Source organism: Nostoc sp. UIC 10630 (genome assembly GCF_010747425.1).
Taxonomy (GTDB): Bacteria; Cyanobacteriota; Cyanobacteriia; order Cyanobacteriales; family Nostocaceae; genus Nostoc.
In genome coordinates this window covers 15168-33505 of record NZ_JAAGOG010000043.1, presented here as the reverse complement: position 1 = coordinate 33505, position 18338 = coordinate 15168, and the positions used below count along the sequence as shown (strand labels likewise).

Annotated in this window: 13 protein-coding genes; 1 reads left to right on the top strand and 12 read right to left on the bottom strand. The window is 41.4% G+C overall.

Annotated features, from left to right (window positions below; all coding sequences use genetic code 11):
• Positions 1 to 38 precede the first annotated feature (38 nt).
• From G1O98_RS13140 to hisG, 6 genes are all read right to left on the bottom strand, one after another.
• Entirely contained in the window at positions 39 to 188 is a 150-nt protein-coding gene (locus G1O98_RS13140; RefSeq protein ID WP_207794499.1) for a hypothetical protein, read from the bottom strand.
• A gap of 5 nt (positions 189 to 193) precedes the next feature.
• Positions 194 to 1123, bottom strand: a complete 930-nt coding sequence (locus tag G1O98_RS13135; RefSeq protein ID WP_243458431.1) for a hypothetical protein — start codon at positions 1121 to 1123, stop codon at positions 194 to 196.
• A 293-nt stretch (positions 1124 to 1416) separates the two neighbouring features.
• Positions 1417 to 3705, bottom strand: a complete 2289-nt coding sequence (locus G1O98_RS13130; RefSeq protein ID WP_163929233.1) for a response regulator — start codon at positions 3703 to 3705, stop codon at positions 1417 to 1419.
• 5 nt (positions 3706 to 3710) lie between these two features.
• The gene (locus G1O98_RS13125; RefSeq protein ID WP_163929223.1) at positions 3711 to 4157 is read right to left on the bottom strand and encodes a response regulator; all 447 of its coding nucleotides are present in this window, start codon (positions 4155 to 4157) and stop codon (positions 3711 to 3713) included.
• Positions 4154 to 6715, bottom strand: a complete 2562-nt coding sequence (locus G1O98_RS13120; protein ID WP_163929222.1) for a GAF domain-containing protein — start codon at positions 6713 to 6715, stop codon at positions 4154 to 4156. Before G1O98_RS13120 ends, G1O98_RS13125 begins: the two co-directional genes overlap by 4 nt.
• A 473-nt stretch (positions 6716 to 7188) precedes the next feature.
• Positions 7189 to 7833, bottom strand: coding sequence for an ATP phosphoribosyltransferase (gene hisG / locus G1O98_RS13115; RefSeq protein WP_163929221.1), 645 nt, complete (start codon positions 7831 to 7833; stop codon positions 7189 to 7191).
• Positions 7834 to 7899: 66 nt separating this feature from the next.
• Here hisG and rppA point away from each other — a divergent pair, with 66 nt between their 5' ends.
• On the top strand, positions 7900 to 8598 hold the full coding sequence (gene rppA / locus G1O98_RS13110) for a two-component system response regulator RppA (protein WP_163929220.1): 699 nt from the start codon (positions 7900 to 7902) through the stop codon (positions 8596 to 8598).
• Positions 8599 to 8715: 117 nt separating this feature from the next.
• Here rppA and G1O98_RS13105 read toward each other — a convergent pair whose 3' ends face one another.
• The 6 genes from G1O98_RS13105 to dpdE all read right to left on the bottom strand — a co-directional run bounded on the left by G1O98_RS13105 (position 8716) and on the right by dpdE (position 18221).
• Positions 8716 to 9441, bottom strand: coding sequence for a biotin/lipoate A/B protein ligase family protein (locus G1O98_RS13105; RefSeq protein ID WP_163929219.1), 726 nt, complete (start codon positions 9439 to 9441; stop codon positions 8716 to 8718).
• A gap of 38 nt (positions 9442 to 9479) precedes the next feature.
• Positions 9480 to 9959 (bottom strand): YbjN domain-containing protein, encoded by a 480-nt coding sequence (locus G1O98_RS13100; protein ID WP_114082430.1) that lies wholly within the window; start codon positions 9957 to 9959, stop codon positions 9480 to 9482.
• Positions 9960 to 10084: 125 nt separating this feature from the next.
• Positions 10085 to 11035 (bottom strand): MoxR family ATPase, encoded by a 951-nt coding sequence (locus G1O98_RS13095; RefSeq protein WP_163929218.1) that lies wholly within the window; start codon positions 11033 to 11035, stop codon positions 10085 to 10087.
• 72 nt (positions 11036 to 11107) lie between these two features.
• Complete coding sequence (locus G1O98_RS13090; protein ID WP_163929217.1) at positions 11108 to 12202, bottom strand: DUF4350 domain-containing protein; 1095 nt, start codon at positions 12200 to 12202, stop codon at positions 11108 to 11110.
• Positions 12203 to 12295: 93 nt separating this feature from the next.
• On the bottom strand, positions 12296 to 14407 hold the full coding sequence (locus tag G1O98_RS13085) for a hypothetical protein (protein ID WP_163929216.1): 2112 nt from the start codon (positions 14405 to 14407) through the stop codon (positions 12296 to 12298).
• 502 nt (positions 14408 to 14909) lie between these two features.
• The gene (gene dpdE / locus G1O98_RS13080; RefSeq protein WP_163929215.1) at positions 14910 to 18221 is read right to left on the bottom strand and encodes a protein DpdE; all 3312 of its coding nucleotides are present in this window, start codon (positions 18219 to 18221) and stop codon (positions 14910 to 14912) included.
• Between the last annotated feature and the right edge of the window lie 117 nt (positions 18222 to 18338).

Genomic DNA, 18338 nt, shown 5'->3' with positions numbered 1-18338 from the left:
GGTAATTAATTAAGTGACCGTTATCAATCAGATAATGGTCAACTTATAGCAAATTGCGATCGCCTACGGTGGGCGGGTACGCCATCGCACTGTAAGCCTTGACACTCCTTAAGGCAGTTGTTAGGCGATCGCAAATAAACCAGCAATCTCTTTTCAGATAGCAGTTTGCATCGGTTATCAAAGGACATATCGCTCAGTTATTCCCACCCACTATGTATATATAAGAACCCAAATTTTCATCATCCGTAGCAGTAATTACACCGCCTTCTGCACCGGGAACAAGTTCCATACCTTCAATTTTGTGGTAAGCAGAGCGGTAAAGAGGAACAAGTTGAGAATTTTGCTGCCATACAATTTTGTTATCACGTAATCCCAGATAACCAGCGACATACACAGCTGACTGAAATGGGCCATCGTCTCCGGCATCATTTGCTGAGGTGATGTACACAATTCCTAGAGGGTCTACCTTGATGTCTGATATATGACGTACATTGCCAGATGGAAACGGTACTTTCAGATTGGCAGAACCTGCGAGAGTAATTTGATATTTAGCCAAGTCAAACACTCCCCAAAATATAGTTGCTGGTTGTTCACCTTCGCCTCGATGTGCCCAAATAGCAACTAATTTTCCGTCTATATTTTGTAATCCAAATCCTTCAAAATTATTTCCTTGAATAATTTCTGGTAGATTGAATTCTTTGAGAACCAAGATAGTTTTATTGGCAGGGTTTAACCTGATAAAATAAGCTTTACCAGAACTGCTTAAAGCGATAAAAGAGAATTTTGTTTTCTCAGGAATAGATGTTAAAGCTTCTAAGTCGATGGGCAATTCTATGTTACTTGGCCACTTTAATGGGAAATATTCAGGTTGGTTTTTTCCTTTAATACTAATAATTGCTAAACGGGTTTGATTGGGTTTTTTGTTGTCATGGACAATCAGAAAATCTAGGGTATTGCTTTGCTGCTTTATCAAAGCCATACCACTGATCCCGAAAGGGATACCACCGCGAACTGGCCGCCAATCTTGCGCCCAAACTTGCACAGATATGAGTAACAATACACTCAAAACTACTATATTTATAATTAACTTGAGAAACCGAGGCATATTAAAAGAATTGGGCATGGGGCATGGGCAATACTTGTCGGGTTTTGGGGAAAAGGGGAAAGAAAAAACCTTTAACCTTTACCCTTTAACCTTTTCCCCAAACCCAATGCCGAGTTAAAAATGGTTAACCGAGCAGTATTGGGGGCATGGGGTATTGAGCATTGGATGTGGGGTTAAAAAAACTCTTCCCACTCGCTACACTCCGTAATAGAAGTGTGTTAGTCAATGCCCAATCATATCAAATACGAAAAATTTTCACCTGCACAAGCAAGTAGTATTTTATTCCTATATTTAGCAGTGTGATTACGTATTTAGTTGGCTCCCGATAGTACTTTCTGTAAAGAAACCAATAATTCGTTGACAGTATAGGGCTTGACCAAAAATGTATTGACACCAACAGCAGCTACTGAACTGAGCTTATTTTCAGACATAAGTCCACTGCTGGCAATAATTCTGACTTTGGGGTTAATTTTTTGCAGGGTACGGATGGCAGTTAAACCATCGAGTGAAGGTAGCATAATATCCATCAGTACGGCACTAATTTTATCCCGGTTTTGAGCGTATACCGCGATCGCTTCAATGCCATCATTGGCAATTAGGGTTTTGTAGTTATGAGTTTCCAGTGATGTTTTGGTAATCTCTTGAATGGCAACTTCATCATCCACAATCAAAATCAATTCTCCATGTCCCGTCTGTGGTGGCAATTCTTCGGGAGTAAATGTTTCCATTCCTTCCACTGCTGGCAAGTAAACTTTAAAGCTGGTGCCACTTCCCAGTTCGCTATAGACGTTCACAAAACCACCGTGGCTTTTAATGATCCCCAGCACGGTGGAAAGTCCTAACCCTGTGCCTTTTCCAACATCTTTTGTGGTAAAGAATGGCTCGAAAATTCTATCTAAGATTTCTTTAGGAATCCCAACTCCAGTATCGGAGACAGTAATTACTATGTAAGGCCCCTCTTTGGCTTCCAGGTTCATGCGGGCATAATTTTCATCAATCAACAGATTTTCAGCCATAATACTCAAATTACCGCCATTTGGCATTGCATCGCGGGCATTAACGCAGAGGTTCATTAATACTTGATGCAGTTGGGTGCTATCTCCAGAAACCATCCACAAATCTTGCAGGACATCGGTACTGATTTGTATAGATTTGGGAAATGTCTCTTTAAGAATCTTGGCAACTTCCACAATCAGATGTCTGAGTTGCAAAGTGATACGCTTTCCTTCTACACCCCGTGCAAAGGACAGCACCTGTTTGACTAAATCAGCCCCGCGTCTAGCGTTGATTTCCAAAATTTCCAGTAGATGGCGAGTCCGCTCATCTGCATCAGGAAATTTGAGTGGTAAAAGTTGCGCTCCTGCCAGAATCGGTGTCAGGATATTGTTGAGGTCGTGAGCAATGCCACTAGCTAAGGTGCCAATACTTTCCAAGCGTTGGGCGCGAAATAATTGGGCTTCTAGATGTTTTTTATCGGTAATATCTGTGTCAACGGAGAGAATCGCTTTAGGTTTTCCTTGTTCGCTACACACCAAACTCCAGCGACTAGCAACAAGGATTTCCTTACCCATTTTAGTCAGTTTAGTTAACTCGCCCTGCCACTTACCTTTACTAGTAGCTTGTAAAAGAGCCGCTTCAATTTCTGGGGAAGGTTCGTCAAACAAAAGCTCAGTAGCATTTTTGCCCCAAGCTTCTGTAGCTTTCCAGCCGTAAAGTGTTTCTGCGCCTTTGTTCCAGAAAAGAATTTGATTGTTTAAATCTCGCACGCAAATGGCATCTGTGGTGACATCTAGTAATGCCGCTTGTTCACGGATTTTTTCTTCTGCCAATTTGCGTTCGCGTAGCGCAGCTTGTCGTTCGCTAATATCAATACTGGCGCATGTCACGCCGAGAATTTCTTGCGACTCATTCCGCAATGGCTCAACTGTCAAATCGTAATATCGAGTTGTATCTTTGATTGTAATTGATACTTCCTCTCGCGTTCCTATGCCAGTGGTTAGCACCCCACGTTTAATTGTGGTAAGACGTTGAGCATCTTCACCTGGCATAATATCCAAGTCTTGTTTGCCCAATATTTCCTCAACTGTCAATCCAGATGGAGGATTGTAAACCCAGGTATAGCGTAACTCCATATCTTGGTTGTAGACAAAGATGGGAGAGTTTTTGAGAGCCACCCGAAATCGCTCTTCACTGTGACGCAATGCGTCGTCTGCCCGTTGACGTTCGATGGCATAACGCATGGAGCGCACCAGCAAGTCGCCAGTTACTTGCCCTTTCACCAAATAATCCTGCGCTCCTTCTTGCATTGCCCTAATTGCTAGGGTTTCATCGTTTATACCCGTCAGCACAATTATGGGAGTGGCTTTTGCCTGATGGTGAGCGATGACAAAGGTTTCTAGCCCCTGGCTATCTGGTAGCGAGAGGTCTAGTAGAATCACATCAAAAATTTCCTTTGCTAAGTAGTTGATTGCTTCAGAAAGCTGCTCAACAGGCATCAAATCAACTACAACTGTGGTAACTTCCTTTAAAAACTCCTGTAATAAAAAAACATCACCAGGGTTATCTTCTACTAACAAGACTTTTATATTTTTACCTGCCATTTCCACTACTCCGGTGGCAGTTTTACGATCGCAAACCAAAAATTTTCTATTGATTGTACAATTTTAACGAATTGATCGAAATCTACTGGCTTAGTTATATAACAGTTTGCACATAAATTATAGGCTTTGAGGATGTCCTCTTCAGCTTGGGAAGTCGTCAGAATTACCACAGGAATTCGCTTGAGCTTTTCATCTCCTTTGATTTCTGCTAGTACCTCCCGCCCATCTTTTCTGGGGAGATTTAAATCGAGCAACACAATATCGGGATGGACTGCCTTAACATATTTTTCTTGTTTCCGCAAGAATGCCATTGCCTCTACACCATCCTCGACGACGTTGAGGTTAATCGAGATTTTACTATCTTCTAGGGCGATGCGTGTAAGTTGGGCATCGCCAGGATTGTCCTCTACTAACAAAACCTCAATAGGCATAATCGCTGTTATAATGCTCACGATTGCTTACCTGCTCTATCTGGAATTGTGAAGTAGAAAGTCGAGCCTTGACCCGGTTTCGATTCAACCCAGATCCGGCCGCCGTGACGTTCTATAATTTTCTTGCAAATTGCCAGACCAATTCCAGTACCAGGATACTTGTCTCTACCGTGCAAGCGCTGAAAAATTATAAAAATACGTTCTGCATACTGGGATTCCAAACCAATCCCATTATCACGTATCGAGAATAACCATTCATCTGCCAATGGTATAGAATTTAAACTTTCTTCGTCTGAATTTGGATTTGGCTTGGCTACCCCAATGTGAATTTGTGGCTGCTGATTCTGACAAAATTTGATCGCGTTGCCAATCAGGTTTTGAAATACTTGTGTTATTTGGGTAGTATCAGCCATCACTTCAGGTAGAGGTTCGTGAGTGACAATTGCCTTGCTATCTGCGATCGCAATTTGGAGATTAGCGATCGCCCGTTGTAAGATTAGATCACAATCCACTAACTTAAATGGCTGTCCACGGGTGCTGACGCGGGAATAGTTCAACAAATCGTTAATTAAGGTCTGCATTCGCCGCGCCCCATCTACTGCGTAGGTGATAAACTGATCGGCATTGGTATCGAGTTGATTTTTGTATCTTCGCTCTAGTAGCTGTAAATAACTTGTTACCATCCGTAACGGCTCTTGCAAGTCATGAGAAGCCACATAAGCAAACTGTTCTAATTCGGCATTAGAACGAGCGAGTTCCTGACTTTGCTGGGTTTCTTTTTCTAATAGTTGCGCTTGAGATAAAGCAATGCCAATTTGGTTAGCTAGTTGCTGTAACAACTCCGTCTCAAAGTTATTCCACTTTCGAGGTGCAGCACACTGATGAGCTAGCAACAAGCCCCAAATGCCATCTCTGACGAGAATCGGTACTACAAGGTTAGCTCTGACAGCAAACTGCTGAAGAAATTCTCGATGGCATGGTTGAATATGAGCGGTTTCAATGTCTTCCATAGCACTGACTCTGCCCTGGCGATATCTTTCTATGTATTCTTCTTTAAAGCAGGGGTCAAAAAGATTTTTTCTCAGAATTACGGGCCAACCAGGTAGCACCGCCTCTTGTACTACTGTTCCCGAACCATCAGCCTCCAGTCGAAAAATTAAAACTCGGTCAGCGTTTAATAATTTTTGTACCTCTGTCACTGTGGTTTCGAGAATTTCATCTATTTGTAAAGATTCTCGAATTTTCAGGGTGATTTCTGCAAATAATTGCGATCGCAAATTCTGCCGCTTTAATTCCTCATCTGCCCGCTTGCGATCTGTGATATCTGTATAAGAACCCACCATGCGAACTATATCACCCAATGCGTCCCAAAGTGCTTGTCCTCGATCTAGAATCCATTTATAGCTGCCGTCTTGGCACTGGACTCGATATTCACAGACATAAAACGGTGTTTTCTTGGCAAAGTGGTCTTGGAAGGCTTGAAGTACCCAATCTCGCTCATCGGGGTGGATTCGTTTTATCCATTCGTCCCAACCGATGGAAACTTCGTGGTCTTTATAACCGAGCATTTCCTTCCACCGAGTTGAGAAGAACACTTCATTAGTCTTGAAGTTCCAATCCCAAATGCCATCATTATTACCATGTAATGCTAATTGCCAACGTTCTTCACTTTCTCGTAGTGCTTCTACTGTTCGCCGCCGTTCAGTAATGTCTTGAAAATAAATAGACAAGCCGTCTTTTGCAGGATAGGCATGGACTTGAAGCCAGCAGTTTAGTGGTGGATAAAACTCCTCAAATTCCACACTCACCTGTTCTAAGATTGCCCTGTGATACTCACGGTAAAATGTTGTGCCGATGATTTCTGGAAACACTTCCCAGATGTTTTTACCCAGAAGTTCATTTTGTTTTTTTCGCAACAACCGTTCTGCTTGACCATTAATGTAGGTGAATCGCGACTTTTTATCCAGGGCAAAAAACCCATCAGTGATGCTTTCAAGAAGATTATTGATGCGGGTTCTCGCAGCTTCAGACTGGACGCGGGCTTCTTGCTCTTGGGTCATGAGTTTTTCAGTAACTTGAGATACCTCAGTTACATAACGCCTAAGTTCTAGTTGGTCGATTACCAAACGACTCAGAGCTACAAGCGCCTCCACTTGTTTTTGGCTTAATTCTTTGGGAACTTGGTCAATTACACACAGAGTTCCCAGCATATCTCCTCTGGGAGTAATTAAGGGTACACCTGCATAAAAGCGTACATAAGGATAGCCAGTTACTACCGGATTATTTGCCAATTTTTCATCAGCTAGGGTATCAGGAACCACCACAACATTACGCCGCTCTTGGCAAAGGTAAGATAACCCAATACTCCGGGGCATTTCTGATACATCTAAACCTACTTTTGCCTTAAACCATTGACGGTTTTCATCAATAAAATTTACCAAAGAGATAGAAGTACCACAAATAAATGCTGCTAACTGAGCAAGATTGTCGTAAGCTTCTTCAGGTTCGGTGTCAAGAATTTGATACTGGCGGAGGGCTTCTAGCCGCGCCATTTCTGTATCAATTTGTCCAGCTTTCATTAATTTTTATTAAAAAATCTAAATGTAATATTGTCAGTCAACAGCGTAGCTATCTCAAGAGTAGCTTAACTTTTGTTAACAATTCTTAGTCATTTCCCCGCCTCTGGCTGTTCAGGAAATTCTGTTTCAATTTTGTCGTACTTCTACGGCAGGCGGGTACGCCATCGCACTAATCCTAGTGTAAACAAATTTAGTCTGCATGATGAGATTTAATTGTTGCAGACTATCTACTAGTCATTTGTCACTACGCAGAAATCGACAAACCCCTCCGTGCTTGAACTTTCTTTCAAGTTTTTCCCTCTCCGAGTCGGAGAGGGACGGTTTTAGGTAGTAAAACCAGGGAGAGGTTTCAATATTTACGCTAATTAGGCGGTTACTAGACAATCAGTCAAATTCACGTTGCTCTAGCCTACGCTGTGAATTGATTTTATAACTGTAGCGTAGAGCGATCGCTACTCTGAAACTAATAACTGTTAAACCTCTACCAAAACAGCTTCCCGCAGCTTGGCAATTACATCACTGACATTACCTGTATTCATCCGGTAACTCAGAGGATGGGCAATCAACCGCGCCGTGCTTTCATACAGAGTAGCGATTTCAATTAAACCATTTTCGCGCATAGTCCGCCCTGTAGAAACCAAATCCACGATCGCTTCTGACATTCCAGTAATCGGGCCTAATTCCACTGAACCATACAACGGTACGATTTCCACGGGTAAATCTAGACTGTGGAAATATTCACGAGCGCAATTTACATATTTTGAAGCAACTCTACCATGCGGTGGTAAATCTAAAGGCGATCGGTAAGAACTCGATGCTTTTACCGCCACTGACATCCGACAATACCCAAACTGCAAATCTACCAAGTGGGCAACTTGCGGCTGCTTCTCCCGCAGCACATCGTAACCAACAACACCCAGTTGTGCTTGACCATATTCTACATAGACAGGCACATCCTGCGCCCGCACCAACAAAGCTTTTGCAAGTCCCTTAGTATCAGGAATTTGAAGTTGGCGAGTTCCTGAATCTAAAAAAGCGCTAAAATCTAATCCCACAGATTGTAGCAAGCGGATGCTATTTTTAAGGAGTTCCCCTTTTGGTAATGCAACAGTCAGCATTCTTTTTCTTAATATCCTTGGCGATCCAGCAGTTGAATAATATCTCTATATGCTTACCACAGCAGCATGAGAATTTTATTAGTTGATGATGAAGTTGAACTAACTGAACCCTTGAGTCGCTTGTTAACTCGTGAGGGTTATATTGTTGATGCCGCTTTCGATGGCACAATTGGCAGCGAATATGCACAAGCAGGCAGTTATGACCTACTAATTTTAGATTGGATGCTGCCAGGAAAAACGGGGTTAGAGATTTGTCAGCAATTGCGACGACAAGGCAAAACCACTCCTGTGCTGTTTCTCACAGCCAAAGATACTCTCGATGACCGCGTACAAGGTTTAGATGCTGGCGCTGATGACTATTTAGTTAAACCTTTTGAACTGCGTGAGTTACTCGCCAGAGTCCGTGCTTTATTGCGTCGTTCTGGCTCTCAAACCTATGAAACCACCACCGGACGTTTAACTGTCGCTGATTTAGAACTAGATTGTGAAAATCAAGTCGCCTATCGCCAAGGACGAATAATTGAGTTATCGCAAAAAGAAAGCCAGTTGCTGCAATATTTTATGGAACACACTGGACAACTAATGACTCATGCCCAAATTATGGAAAATTTGTGGCAAGAGTCAGAACAACCCAGTAGTAATGTGATTGCAGCATTAATTCGTTTGTTGCGTCGTAAGATTGAGGTAGGTAGAGAAACAGCACTGATTCACACAGTCTACGGCAAAGGCTATCGTTTCGGTGCTTCCTCAGTGGAGTCAGTTTAGCTGTCTGTTTCCAACTCATTTCTAAAAATTAATTATGCGTTACCTGAAACCACTGTAGAGAAGTTCCATTGCAACATCTATAAATTCTTTTTCACCAGATATCTATTGGTAGGAAAATCATAGTTTTGCCAAAATTTCTTCCCACTCAGAGGGCGAGAGGGGTTGTAACTCTATCTGCATATTAAAACAATCACTAGCTGCGGTGATTAAATCTGCAATAATCTTTTCCACACTCAGACTTTGAGGCAGTTGTACAGTCGTAAAAGATTCTGCACCAAATACTTGAGCAAACAGTTCAGCATCGGGTTGCAAACGGATGGAACCATGTTGCAAAATTGCTCCACTACGTCGCAGTTGAGCGCTACCAATGAGTTTGGCACCATCTGGCAAAACTAAATCTGCACTGGTTGCTGTGCCAAAACAGTTAGGGTTGTGGATGTAACCTCGCCCTTCTGTACCGTAATGTAATTCTACGCCGAGCGATCGCCATCCTTGAATCAAAAACTCACAAATTTTTTCGTACACCTGGAGGCGACTACCCACTAGTCCAGATGTGACTACAGCGTAAGTTAAATCACCTTGGTGTAGTACCGCCCGTCCACCAGTAGGACGTTGTACTAAATCTAATTTCTGCCCTTGCCAAGTCAAATTTTGCCAATATTCAGGGTATTGTCGTTGATGATAGCCAAGAGAAATGGCAGATGGCGACCAGGTATAAAAGCGCAAAGTGGACGGATGTTTTCCAGACTGGTGCTGTTCTAGTAACCAGTTGTCAATAGCCATTTGCACATTACCAGCCGCCTCTAGCAAAGGAATTAGTCGCCACACCTGCTTGCTATACATCTAATGCAGTATAAGCCCAATCCAAAATCCAAAATTCCTTAAGTTGCACCAAATTCAGTTTGTAAGGCTTCATCGTTGTTATCAGCGATTGTCGCCACAATGGTAATCAGCCGAGACACTTCGCCAGGAGATAACTCCGCTAAGGTGCGTGTTGAGATCACAACCACTCTGTTTTCTATAATACCAAAACGCGCTTCAAAAGTGCTGGAGCAGTTCAACTCCAACAGATAACGCAGCAATCTGGGTTCATCTTTAGCAGGTAAATTTAGCACCGCAGACCAAACCGTTATGGTGTCTTCATCGGTTGTACCGTTAAGTTGGACATATACCTGCACACTTCCATACTTAAACTTCCAGAGATAGCCACCCTCTGGAGTATGGCTAACCATCGCACTATCATCTTGTTCTAAAGAGTCGATGACATTTTCAATCACCTCCAGATGGTTAATGCCTGTTGTCTCGGCGATTAGCTCATTAATGGATTCGTCACTAGTTACGGTTTCTTGGTAGCTTGCCATACAGATTTTTTTCTCAATATACTCGCTGTTTCATCTACACATACTTTATAACTTGTGGAGGCAGTTAGTTTGAGCTTCCTTTTGGGTCTACTTTCCAAATAGCTTGGAATATAGCAAGAATTTTTTCACCTTGGAACTGATACTTGATTAATTACCGACGCAATTACCGCATCCATTTGTAAACCATCCAGCATTGCTTCTGGTTTCAAAATGAGGCGATGACGCAGCAGTGGCGATGCAACTGCTTTTACATCATCTGGCGTGACAAAATCTCTGCCAGCTAACCACGCTAATGCTTGAGATGTCTGCAACCAAGCACCGGCGGCGCGAGGCGATGCACCCAAAGTTAAATCGGGATATTGACGCGATATTCTCACCAAGGCTAACAAATAATCAACGATCGCTTCTGATACTTTAACTTCTTTAACTGCTTGTCGTGCTTGTAAGATGTCGGCTACTGTTGCTATCGGTTTCAAACGGCTAATATCCAAACGCCTTGCTGAAAACCCAGCCTGACGATTGAGTAACATTTGCTTTTCCGCAGCTTGATCTGGGTAATCTACCACTAACTTAAATAAAAATCTATCCAATTGGGCTTCTGGTAAGGGATAAGTCCCCTCAAATTCCAGAGGGTTTTGGGTTGCAATCACCCAAAATAAATCTGGTAAGGGCAAACTTTCACCATCCAATGTTACCTGCATCTCTTCCATCGCTTCTAGCAGTGCTGCTTGTGTCTTGGGAGGAGTACGGTTGATTTCGTCTGCTAGCAGGACTTCGGTAAATATTGGCCCTTTTTTCAAAGTGAAATTGCGGCTATTCAAGTCAAAAATATTTGTCCCAGTAATATCTGAAGGTAAGACATCTGGTGTTAGTTGAATTCGGCGAAAATCCCCTTGAATTAACTGTGCTAATACTTTTACCAGGAGAGTTTTACCAGTTCCCGGTACTCCTTCTAAAATTACATGCCCACCCGCTAGTAGTGCTACTAAAAGTTGTTGTATTAGGCTTGATTGTCCAACAATTACTTGATTAAGACCTTGACCAAGGCGAATTAAGATAGGATGAGTTTCGCTCATTTTTTTGCTTATAAATAATTTACTCAAAAGTACTCAGGTACATAAATATTATGCACAGCTTCAAAAAAATAATTACGAATTACGAATTTTCCTAATATTTCGCCATTTGCCCAACCAGCTTAACAGTTCTCGCTCACTGATAGGTTGTTTGTGGGATTGTAGCTTTAAAACTGCATCCAGTTCTGCTGCACTTGTGCCTGTTTTTTCTTTCCAGAAATTGATTAAGACTTGAGGTTCTAAAAGTACTTGTCCTAATCCCAAGGCTTTTTGTAGTTGGAGTTGTTCTTGTTTACCCACCATCTCGACAACAAAGTCGGTGCTATCGGCTTTCTGCAAGACTCCCGCTAAAGCTTGGATGTATGCTTCGCTATTATCTGTAACTGGTGTATCTAAAGCTACTGGCTTCCCAAAGCGGCGATTCTGGGCCCAAGTTAGCAGCAATAGCAGAATACCTACCTGTACTAATATTGGAAATAAAGGAGTTTTAGCAAAAAAGCTAGATAAATCACCTTCGCTTTCTTTTTTTCTGACATCAGCATCTTTATAGCCGTGGATGTATTCATCGACAAATACAGTGTTACTATTTTCAGTTACTAAACTAGCTAAATACTTGAAATTACTTAAATAGTCTTGATAAGCGTTGGCGGCTAAATAAGGGGTGGTAGAAAAAATTACCTTTCCCTGGTTATAATTTTTTTCCCAGACAACAGCACCAAAGCGATCGCCTAAATCAACTTGCTTGGAGTTGGCTTTCTGATACCGTCTACGTGTATCAATTTTGATATCACCTTGAGGAGATTTTTGCATAGTGCTAAACTCTGCTTCTGTAACCCGCGCCCCCGCACCCAAAATTACCAAAGTATTGCCTTTTTCTACCCATTCCCGCTCTTGACCATTCAATGCTGTCTCCCTTGGATAGGCGCTTACCTGTAGAAAGGTAACTGGGCTATTTTCTGGCTGAATATCACTAAAAGGTTTTTGCCAACGCTGGATAGAAATTCCTTTCTGTTGCATAAAAGCATACCAAGCACCATATCCATCAGAGGCGCGGTTATAAGTAGAGCCAGTGCTAATTTTTGTATTATTGGGAGCCACTAGCAAAGTAAGCAAAACGATCGCAGCTAGTGCGATCGCTCCCATCCAAGCAAGGCGATTTGAACGTTTCATCTTCGACTTTCACAATAATCACTTCGTTTGAGAATCAATAGTGCTAATACTTACTTATTTTTCAGGTAAAGTCAAAAATATAATTAAGTGACTTCATTTTCTCCAAGCGATCGCCTGCTTGATGAATGTTTCTAAGTTTTGGGTAGCAGTGGGATTGTCAAACAGAACGTTGGTTGAGAGTTTTAGAGCTTCACGGACTGAGAATCGCCAACCAATATCTGTTGCTAATCGCACTGCAATCTTGATATATTGCGAGGCATCATCGGCAATCGTCTCTGTTATACCCATAGTTTGCAAGAAACCATAAGAGTGCCGTCCTCGCATAAACTCACCAGGACAAGTAACAATTGGTAAATGGCAAGCGATCGCATCCAATGTTGTATTCCCACCCGCCCAGTCGAAAGTATCTAAATAAATGTCTGCCAAAGAAAGCAAGTCAAAGTAATCATCACGCGGTAAGACAGGCGAGAATACACAATAATCAAGACTATCTAACCCTACAGCCCCAAATGCCTGTTTCAGACGTTCTTGAGAAATCCCAGAGCGAAGGAACATAAACTGAGCATTGGGAACTTGAAGGGCAATTTCTGCATAAATGTAATCGTGCTGTGGTAGATATTTATAGCCAGCTTGACTAGAGATGTAGACGATAGCATCTTCTCGTAATCCAAAAAATAATCGGTTGCGGCGGATTGAGTCAACTTTGATAGCAGGATAGGAAATCCCCACACCAGGCAAACGGACAAGGGTTTCGGTGTAGTGATCTTGCCCATTCACTGGCTCCATCAGTTCGCTAGATAAGAAATAGTCAATGGTGGGCAATCCAGAAGTTACAGGTTGTCCCCAAGCCATACATTGAATCGGTGCTAAACGAAGTCCAGCAATACATAGTGTTGTAGCATCCATTCCTAATTCTGGAAAAATTAACACATCAAGGCTGTCATCAATAATTTGTTGACAAACCTGTTCTAAATTATTCGGTAAATGATAGAACTTTGTACTATAGGACTGAAATAATTGAGTGGCAGCATCAATTTGATGCCCTATATGATATGAATAAATTTCAAAATTTTGATTATCTGCATATTTCAGCCAGTTTAAGAATAAAACTGTTCCGCTCCAGCCACACAAAAAATAGGAAAGATATCCAATTTTAATTCGCTGATTGCTCCTAATAGAAGAAATCGGACGTTCCTGAATCCATTGAGGATAATTTATCGCCATAGTTTGGTGAACTAGCTGCCCATATTTTTGCTGTAGCAACACATCATTTTTTGCCTGATATGCAAGAAAAAAGTTCGTATGATTCATGATTCCTGTTAAAGCTTTTTTCTGCTCCTCAAGGCTCTTTATCCTGATTTCTTCAATTAGTTTTTCTAGCCCATGCTGAAACCCTGCTCGGTAAGTATCAATCTCATCAGGAGTATGATAAATTTCTGGCAGCATAAGATGGCTTAACATTTTAAATATATAGTTTTCAGGAAACTTATCCGTAACCTGTTGAGCGAAGTTACGAGCTTCTAAATAATTGTGACTTTGCTTGAGGCGAATAATCAACCAGAAATACAGTTCTTCTGCTTGAGGGCAATAGCTAATACCGTTGTGTAATGTTAGGATAGCCCCTTGCATCTGACCAGTTTTATAGAAAATATTACTTAGCTTCAGATAATAGTCAATCTGGTGTGGACAACTGGATAAATAGTTGCTGTAATATGGGATAGCGTTTTCGGGCGATTCACTGTCTGCGAAATAGTCACCCCATCTTTGCCAAGATTCTAGCCGAGCAGCTTCATAAACAGTTTGCTGGCAAATTTCTGATAACTCACATATCGGAATTTGTACAATTTCTGGCTGCTGGGTAATGTAGCGATATTGGTTGTTAATTGGAATGCGAAAGTTAATGAATGATTTAATAACAGACCATTCTTGTGTAGTTAAATGACCTGTAATCCCTACATTGAGGTCTTCACAGACAATTCCTTCTAAGCTCAGGGTAAAAGCAGTCTCAAAAAGCAATGAGTTAGCATTATCTTGTAATTCATTCGATAAACTTTGGCTATCAATTAGCAATGTTATATTTTGTCTAGCTGGATGTGTAAAAAGAGTTTTGAGAACATTTGTTAAATCTTCTGCAATTGCTGTTTCTAAATTAGACCAGTCAGGAAAAATAATAAAATTAATATCTCTTAATTCATTAATTAACATAGTGTTGCATTTACTAATGTCAAGTCCCCTTGCGTATAGGCACTACTATATATGTTTTTACAACAATGTCACCAGTAACTAAAAGATAAAAATCTGTGCAGGAGTTATGAACCAAAAGAACCCCGACTTCTTCAAGAAGCCGGGGTTATAAACCTCTCGGTTTTTCTAAATCTAATAGGGTTCCAAGGCTCTTGAAGCGGACATGATATCACTCAAATTGCATGAGCGATCGCTCCCATCCAAGCAAGGCGATTTGAACGTTTCATCTTCGACTTTCACAATAATCACTTTGTTTCTGTATCACAAGTGTTAATACTTACTTATTTTTCAGGGAAAGTCAAAAATATTATTACTTTTCTTAAACCCGATCAAAACATCTGTAGTAATAAACGATACGAAAAATTTCAATAACAATACTCTTATTTGGAAGTTGTAAAAAACCCCACCTCTTTTACCGGGTGGGGTTAGTATACTGACTAAGGCTATTTAACCTCACATAATATCATTCAAATTGCACGAGCGATCGCCCCGATACAACAATAAAACCGACAGAATCAAGCCTAATCTGGGGCTGGCGAATACCTTGGAGAATGGCTGCATTTAAAGCAGTTTCTATCTTCAATTCTTCTGCGAGAGCATTATCCCAACTTTGTTGGTTCAAACGCAGGCGTAATTGTTCTACTCTATTGGCTAATTTTTTTTCAGCGACTTTAGAACAACTTTGGCATAAGTCAATAAAATCGGGACGGTTTGAAAGTAATTCCGCAGAGGTGTTACGTACTTCATAGCAGAAATTTTGCCATTTACTAGGGTCAACAAAATCGTCAATAATTCCTAAGCGCTCTTTTGCCAGATTGTAATCTCGTCCTTGATTATTGTTTTTATCTTTATATGGACGTTGCAGAATACTTAAGAGAGCTTTATCTTCAACAACGCGGATTGGCTCATTGCGACCATCAACATAGATAGTTTCTATAATTGGTGGAAATAGAGCATCAACACGTCGTTGCAAGTTTTTGAATTGAGAACTATCGAGTTTGTTATCTAGTAAAACTTGTTTGGCAATTCTTAAATTTGCCTCAACTACATAATTGCATTGGAAACCGAACCACTCCTTCCCTTCTTTTGCATCCCAAGATGAATCAGTGCGCCACATTGCAAAGGCTTCACCTCGGTCATCCCAGTTTATATAGTTCCAGAGTGCTTCGACAAATCCTTCCCCAACTCGAAAGAGTTTAATACCAGGATTCTGGTTTGCCACCCTGCGATTATAAGTACCAAATTGGTCTAGGTAACTATCAGCAAAACGGTTTTTTAACTCATTTATGGGAACCAATGTCCGCGTTGAGGGTTGATAACGTCGCATCTCTGATGAGTCGGGGTTATTGAGTCCTCGAAATCCCAGCGCCTCACAAATCCAGCCTTCAATTGCTCGTTTCATTTCTAGATGACAAGCATCGTAATTATCGAGGTCTTGAAAATACTCGGTGGCAATTTCATCGTTAGCGTCAATTTCATCTAAAGCATTTTGTTCGCTAATTTTTGCAATTTCGGCTTCAATTTGCTGTTGAATTGGTGAAATCATCTCTAACAATCCAGCAGCACTTGATTGAAACAAAGCTGTTTCTAATTCTGCAAGTTTATCATCTACATAAAACTGTAAACTCGCAATTGATTGCTGGAAAATCCCAAATCCATCTTTTAATACTTGATACCAAGCATTGTGAGGGCTATCTTCTAAATAGGGGCCAATCAAAACACAAGATTGGACTCCAATTTTGCTGCCAATGCGGTCAAGTCTGCCAAGTCTTTGCTCTAACTGATTAGGCGACCAAGGAAGGTCAAAATGAATTAACCAATCGGCAAATTGGAGGTTAAGCCCTTCTTCTCCTGAGCGATCGCATACTAGAATAAAGCAGTTTGGGTTATTCCTAAACTTATTTAAGCCTTCCTCAACTTTGTCTGGTGATTCTCCAAATTGATGTTTGGCGATTGTCTCTGCACCAAAGGTATCAGACAAATACCGGACTATTTCGCCACAACTTTGGGCAAAACTGGTGAATACAATAAATTTTGGCAGAATATCGCCAGTAATTGGTCTCTTGATTCTCTGCTGTATTCTCGTGATGAATTCTTTTTGATTCTTCCGAACGTTTGCGGGAATTTTGAAGTATGTACCTAGCTGATTCAGTAGTACAGTTTTCAAATTTTCCGTTCGTCCTCCATCTTCTTGGGGTTGACGAATAATTTTCAGGAAGGATTGCAGAATCTCTTCTTCCCCAGAAAACTTGGGGGTTGTAGTTAAGAGGCGAAGATCATCTTCTTTAAACTCCTGGATGAGTTTAGCATGAGGCTTACCAGTTAAGCGGGCGGTAATTACCTGCTCTAAAATGCCTAACCAAGTACCAGCCGCTAGAAATAACAGTAGAAAAATTCGCTGATATGGCTGTTCAGCAGGAGCAACACTACGCCATTGATTGAGTAGTTCGTGGATATCAGGCGATCGCTCGTCTAAATCGTACTCTTCTTTGGGTGTAAAATTGCGGTCAAATATCACATCTTCCACCGCCGCGCGACGGTTGCGAAGCATTCGGCGGTGTAGTCGATAGATATCGCTGACGTGAGTACGAATCGCTTGGACGATTTGGTCTTGTTCTGGAGAATTTGTTTGTAAACAATTTTCTAAATCATCCGCCAGCTTCAGGAAATACTCATCCTCAGCTAAGAGGTTTCGTAGTTGCTGCAAGTTACTTTTGAGATCAACGGGTTCAGCACCTTCTTTGAAAGAAAGCAGAAGTCTACCAATTTCCTGACGACTTTCAACTTTGGCGCGAAAACCTGCTAAATCACCAATTTTATAGGTTGCTGGGTCGAGCAAGTGTAACATTGCCAAGAAATCTTGCTCATGATTGAGAACAGGAGTGGCAGATAATAAAAGTAAGCGATCGCTTTTATGAGCAAGTTCTTTACAAGTCTGAAAACGCTGGCGCACTGTTGCATCCTTAGAAGTCGCCATTGCTGCGATATGATGAGCTTCATCTAAAATTAAGCAGCCTATCCTCGCCTTCAGGTTGATTTTATGGATATCTTCAACCGCTAGCACCGCTACCCGTTTGCCAAAATGGGAAATGTAAAATTTGTTTTCTAACTCAGTCCGCCATTGTTTGAGTAAATATTGCGGAACTAATACCACTGCACCCTTTTTCGGTTCATCCAAGAGGAATTGACGCAGAATCGCACCCGCTTCGATGGTTTTTCCAAGTCCCACCTCGTCTGCTAGCAAGTAGCGTTGAATTGGGTCTTCCAGTACCCGCCGCACTACTTCAACTTGGTGAGGATAAAGATTAATATTTGCCGAAATCAGTCCTGTCATCCCGCGACTGACAGCGCGTTGCTTAATCAAGGATTTGACAAAAGCCAATCTTTTGTCGTGGAAGTAAGGCGTTTCGTGACCCTTCATCGCTAGAGTTTCGATGGGGTCTGTGTTTGGGAGATTACAACGAACGTAAATGTCTTCTTCAGTAGCGATCGCAGTTTTCTTATCTGGTAAATCAATTTGATACATTTCTGTATCTTCATCCCAAATGAAAACTCTCCCAACTATCCATTTATCCTGAGTTTGGTACTTAATATAGCATCGAGCCTGTGGTTCAAGTCTGACCTCAGAGAGCGAACTTAAAGGTAAAGTTTTTTGAAGACGTTGCCCTATAGAGCAAAAATACTCAACGTTTGCATTGGTATCAGATATTTCCGTAACTTTGCCGATACCCAAAGAGTTATTCTGGGACTGTACCAATAAACCGAGCTTAATCATAGATCCAGTCCCCTGAACACACTAAAAGAACCTTCCAGACTAGTTTTTTCACCTATATCTGGTAGTTTTGTCGATCAACATTATAGATAATAAACTGGCATTACTGTTTTTCGTTTT